1 protein-coding gene is annotated in these 651 nt (G+C 67.4%); it reads right to left on the bottom strand.

Features of this window, described 5'->3' with window-relative positions; all coding sequences use genetic code 11:
- A partial coding sequence (locus tag KDM41_18365) for a response regulator (protein MCB1185389.1) occupies positions 1 to 651 on the bottom strand: 651 nt, incomplete at both ends.

Raw genomic sequence — 651 nt, 5'->3', positions numbered from 1 at the left:
AAACAAGGTGCTCGCGTCGAGGGGCTTGGGGACGTAGTCATCCATGCCCGCCTCGATGCACCGTTCGCGATCACCCTTCATCGCGTGCGCGGTCATGGCGATGATCGGGACCCGCGCGCCGCCGTCGGCCTCGTACGCTCGGATGCGGTGGGTCGCCTCCAGACCATCCATGATCGGCATCTGAACGTCCATCAAGATGAGGTCGAAGGTTTCGCGGAGCGCGGCATCGACGGCTTCGGCGCCGTTGGGCGCGATCCGCACGCTGAATCCTCGTTTTTCGAGCAGTCGGGTCGCGAGGCGTTGGTTCACGTCGTTGTCCTCGGCCAGGAGCACGCGCGCGCCCTCCCACCGGACGATCGAATCGGTTGGATCCGGAACCCGGGCGGCCCCGGCGACCGTGCCGTCGGACTGATCCACGGCGCCGGCGACGGCCGCGAGAAACACACCGGAGCGCACGGGCTTCGTTAAGTGCGCGGCGAAACCAATCCGCCGAAGCTCCTTGCCGTCGCGAAGTCGGTCCACGGACGTGAGGAGCACGAGCGGCGTCGCCTGGATCGCGGGATCCGCCTTGATCCGCTTGCCCAGCTCGACGCCGTCCATCTCGGGCATTTGAAAGTCGACGATCGCCGCGCCGTAGGGCGCTTCCCCCGC

This window comes from bacterium (assembly GCA_020440705.1).
Taxonomy (GTDB): Bacteria; Krumholzibacteriota; Krumholzibacteriia; order LZORAL124-64-63; family LZORAL124-64-63; genus JAGRNP01.
This window is presented reverse-complemented; position numbering and strand designations above follow the sequence as displayed.